Raw genomic sequence first — 3879 nt, 5'->3', positions numbered from 1 at the left:
TTGTTGGGGCCAGGGTCTCCCCTAGCTTCTTAGCCCGCAACCACGCCGCCTCTTTGTCACCAACCGCCACCAGAAACGCACCGCTCGCGCCGGGCTTGGGAGCCAGTGCTGCCAGTGAAGTGCCGTCGAAGAGCGCCACAATCTTACCGTCTTTGTCCAGTGCCACAGAGAAGCTCTCGCTCGTGAGCTTGGGCAGCTTGCCGGTATCTGTGGCGATTTGCAGTGGCTCTCCCAGCACAATTCCCTCAACGGCAACGGTGTTTTCATAGAGCATGGTCTGCCACTGTGGCTTCTCAACCGCGAGGCCCTTCTTGGGAAACTCCCGGTGCCCCTCCGAAAACGCATTGAACGCGATAATCAGGCTGAGGCCCTGCTTGCGACACTCCGCACTCATGACTTTGAGGGGATCAAAATCAGCGGGCAGCTTGTAGGTGGCCCAAGGCCGCACCCACTCGGTGAGCTTGGGGGCGAACTTACTGGGGTAGAGCGTCTCCCCCAGGATCGGCTTGACATCAAAAACCACGGTATTGAACCCGACACTCTTGATCTTTGCGACGAGCGCTTGAATCTTCGGTGCCGTGTTCACCCGGTCTATATTAGCGGTCGCATCCACCCAGAGTAGCCGCCCCTGCACTTTTTGCTCACGACAGAGTGCCTGCGCCAGTCCGTAGCCCGTGTTGGGTTCATCCAGCAAGACGGCAGGCAGGTGGGGAAACGGCAGCGTCATCTGCGCCGCAGGAACAGCGGTTTGGAGAATCATTACCGCCTATTCTACAGCCTACGCGCTACTTTATAGCCTAAGGACGGTAGTACTCGGGGTACTTGTCTGGATCCCAGGCGAGCTTGCCCAGCCCCATGTAGACTGCGCTACTTCCCATCCAGAGCACCGTAAGCTGGGCCAGCAGAAGAAAGCCGCTGGGTCGCCCTTCCGGGCAGTACGGCTGCGACGGGAAGACGTCTTCCTTAGCGGGGTACGGTGCCTGCCAGACTGGCCCATAGCACACCCACCGTGTGCCTTTGACATCCTCACGGATAATGTAGGGTGGAAAGAGCCCCATACAAATAACCAGAACAACCACCGCGATTCGCAATAGACGCTGAGCCGAGTTCATCTGCACGCCCCTCCGATATTTTATCTTTAACACTGTACCACTTTCCTGCGATACTGTGCCGTATGAGCTATAAAGATGCCTGCGTTCGCCATGAAAGTGGCGGATACTATACCCTGGACCTCCATGAGCTGGGACTGGAGAGACCCGCACGCCTTTTCTTCACGGAAAAACTCTTCGGTCAACTTGAAGAATCGGTATTTACTCAGCTTGCTTGGGCTGCAACCTACCCTGGTGTCAAGGACTTAGTGCTCACCCCGGATGCCCATGTCGGCAACTGCGTCCCCGTCGGTTGCGTGATCTCCACCGATGGCACACTGCTCCTGGCACCGATTGGCTTTGATATTGGTTGCGGAATCCTCTGCTTCAAGTCCGATGTGCCCCATAGCAAGGGGCTGGATGAAAAGCTCCGGCGCAAGTTCAGCGAGGAAGTGATGCGTCGCATTGGCCTTGGCGTTGGACAACGCGGCAATATCTCCGTCACCAACAAGCAGTTTCAGGAGATCATCCGCACCGGCGCGGCGGCCCTAGGCTACGAGCGAGAGAACTCCGAGCGTGACTTTCTGCCCGTTGACGATGGCTGGGAAGCGCCGGAGCGTGCCTTTAATCGAGGCATTGGGCAGCTCGGTAGTTTGGGAGGCGGCAATCACTTCGCAGAGCTTCAGTACGACCAAGACGGCTATCTGTGGGTGATGGTACACACCGGCTCGCGTGGATTTGGCTTCCAGCTTGCGCAGCACTACATGTACGCCGCCCGGGCCGAAGTCAAAGACCGCCACGGAATCGGCGTCGAAGCGACCTACATCAAACCGGACTCCAAGCTCTGGTGGGGCTACAAGAACGCTGTCTCCGCCGGGGCAAACTTCGCCATTGCCAACCGACTCTATCTCTGGGAGCAGATCGGCACCGCATTTCGCCGCGTCTTTGGCAAGGAGCCCGAGCTAGTCTACGAGATCAGCCATAACCTAGCGCAGCCCGAGAAAACCCCCGACGGCGACTCAGCCTGGGTGCACCGAAAAGGCGCGACCCGTGCCTACCCCGCAGGCCACCCGGAGCTAGTCGGAACCAAGTGGGAAGCGACCGGCCACCCTGTGCTCATCCCCGGCTCGATGGGCGACAATAGCTATATTTTGCGCGCCCGTCCCGGCGCGGCCAACGCCCTCTGGAGTGTCAATCATGGCTGTGGCCGCAAGATGAGCCGGGGCGCGGCCAAACAGAGCCTCACCCAGAGCGGCGTGAATCGGCAGATGAAAGCCTTAAACGTGATGGTAAACGCGGGTGGCAACGTCCCCATTGACGAGTCGCCCGATGTCTACAAACCCGCCAAAGACGTGATAGATGCCGTCGTCGCCGCCGATCTTGCCACCGTGGAAACCATCCTCACCCCGATTGCCAGCATCAAAGGAGTGGATTAGAATTAGGGCGATTGCATATCAATTCGTCAGGAGCCTCTCCAAAAACGTATCATCCCAGCCCGCTCGCAAACGACGATTCTTAACACCAACCTTACTGGTACGCTCCTGACTCAGAAGATTTACACAAAAATGACGAAGTATCGCCAAGTTCTCAGCGCCATGATCTATTCGAACTCGGCAATCATCTTCACGAAAGCCAACATCCAAAACCCAATGAAGGCGATTTTCAACTCCCCAATGCTCACGAGCAAACCTGCCCATTATCGGAGCATCCGAGGCTCCCTGGCACAGTACACTGGTAATAAAATAACGACACTCCTGAGAAAGCTTCTCTTTGCCGGTAATTTTCTCTTTCGAACGGCATTGACGAGTTACTTGAACTAAAGAGTGAAGCTGGCACCAATCCTTGGTTAAATAATCCCAGCCATCCAAGGCATCAAGACGAATAACTCGGCATAAACGTGTATCAATTCGACCATGTCCTTTTTCCGTTTCTAGATGAGAAAACATCTCAATTTGGGTCGCGTTAGTTGTTAAACTACTCGTGGCAGAGGAGCGAATCGCGAAGAGTTTCTCAACCGCTTCATGAAGTAGCGGATGATTGTCTTTGAGAGCCAAAAAGTAATCCCCACCCTGCTCGATAATCTGACGTGCAATCTGCTTTTGGCACCCCAATGCATCGGTTGTAACTAAACAGCCTGCAATATCTAAACGTTTCAGCAAGGCTGGAATTGCAGTAATCTCATTGGATTTATCCCGAACGGCTTCTTGTCCAAAAACGAGTTTTTGCTGGCAGGCCCAAGCACTCACCAAGTGCAGAGCTGCTTTTCCCGTTGCCGTATCGAAGGAGCGTCGCAGAGTTTTACCATCGAAAGCAAGGATTTCTTTAACACCCTCTGCTTGGCTGGCGGACGGGTTTTGGCTGGCAGACAAAATTGGGTCTGAATTTGTGCCCAAAATAGTTCTAATCGCCTGAACCCATTGCTCGAAGCACTCTTGGAAGTCTTTTGGAGCGATACGGGCAAAGACCCTTCCAAACGTATCGTGAGAGGGGATACCTGCTTTCATATCGATTTTGGTTCGCAACCAGGCGATTTTTGCGTTTCCAAACTCCTCAAAGGCGACGAAATCCTCTGCTCCACAGAGCATAGCACACAAGGCAATGAAAAGAATGTTGATGAGAGGATGATCCCGGTTACGCTCAATTCTTGGATCGGGTATATCTTGGAAGTGCTCTATGAGGGAATATCGCGTTGTTTTCTGGGTATCCGTGGCTTCTATCAATGTCGTGAGGCCCTCCTGAGCCAAGTGCATTTTGGCTCAGAATACCTCGGATTTTATATGCAATCGCCCTT

At 54.5% G+C, this 3879-nt stretch carries 4 protein-coding genes; 1 reads left to right on the top strand and 3 read right to left on the bottom strand.

Going from position 1 to position 3879, the window contains the following annotated elements:
* Both ACH2EH_RS15630 and ACH2EH_RS15625 read right to left on the bottom strand, forming a co-directional pair.
* Positions 1-760, bottom strand: a 760-nt coding sequence (locus tag ACH2EH_RS15630; RefSeq protein WP_395142986.1) for a family 10 glycosylhydrolase, incomplete at its 3' end; no start/stop codon positions are given.
* Positions 761-797: 37 nt separating this feature from the next.
* On the bottom strand, positions 798-1112 hold the full coding sequence (locus ACH2EH_RS15625) for a hypothetical protein (protein WP_395142985.1): 315 nt from the start codon (positions 1110-1112) through the stop codon (positions 798-800).
* A gap of 62 nt (positions 1113-1174) precedes the next feature.
* Here ACH2EH_RS15625 and ACH2EH_RS15620 point away from each other — a divergent pair, with 62 nt between their 5' ends.
* On the top strand, positions 1175-2524 hold the full coding sequence (locus tag ACH2EH_RS15620) for an RtcB family protein (RefSeq protein WP_395142983.1): 1350 nt from the start codon (positions 1175-1177) through the stop codon (positions 2522-2524).
* An 18-nt stretch (positions 2525-2542) separates the two neighbouring features.
* Here the strand turns inward: ACH2EH_RS15620 and ACH2EH_RS15615 are convergent, their stop codons facing one another.
* Positions 2543-3838, bottom strand: coding sequence for an ISAs1 family transposase (locus ACH2EH_RS15615; protein WP_395142981.1), 1296 nt, complete (start codon positions 3836-3838; stop codon positions 2543-2545).
* Positions 3839-3879 lie beyond the last annotated feature (41 nt).

This window comes from Armatimonas sp. (assembly GCF_043760365.1).
Lineage (GTDB): Bacteria > Armatimonadota > Armatimonadia > Armatimonadales > Armatimonadaceae > Armatimonas.
This window is presented reverse-complemented; position numbering and strand designations above follow the sequence as displayed.

What these genes read in the sequence shown, in the direction of transcription:
- ACH2EH_RS15625 (WP_395142985.1), bottom strand. Translation starts at nt 1,112, where the DNA reads ATGAACTCGGCTCAGCGTCTATTGCGAATCGCGGTGGTTGTTCTGGTT.
- ACH2EH_RS15620 (WP_395142983.1), top strand. Translation starts at nt 1,175, where the DNA reads ATGAGCTATAAAGATGCCTGCGTTCGCCATGAAAGTGGCGGATACTAT.
- ACH2EH_RS15615 (WP_395142981.1), bottom strand. Translation starts at nt 3,838, where the DNA reads ATGCACTTGGCTCAGGAGGGCCTCACGACATTGATAGAAGCCACGGAT.